General features: G+C 57.3%; 1 protein-coding gene. It reads left to right on the top strand.

Features of this window, described 5'->3' with window-relative positions; genetic code table 11:
• Window positions 1–213, top strand: a 213-nt coding sequence (locus DW49_RS0107635; protein ID WP_024421206.1) for an IS5/IS1182 family transposase, incomplete at both ends; no start/stop codon positions are given.

Below are 213 nucleotides of genomic sequence, written 5' to 3' on the forward strand. Positions count from 1 at the left end.
AAGGCTCATCAGCACAGCGCAGGTGCTGCCAGCACGCAGGACCAGGCCATCGGAAAAAGCCGAGCCGGTAACACCAGCAAGATTCACTTGGCTGTAGACGCTTGTGGGCTGCCTATTGCATTTGACGTGACCGGAGGCCAGACCAATGATTGTTCGCAGGCGGCCTCGTTGATTGCCAAGGTGCCCGATGCAGAAGTGATCATTGCGGACAAG

The organism is Pseudomonas avellanae BPIC 631, from assembly GCF_000444135.1.
Taxonomy (GTDB): Bacteria; Pseudomonadota; Gammaproteobacteria; order Pseudomonadales; family Pseudomonadaceae; genus Aquipseudomonas; species Aquipseudomonas avellanae.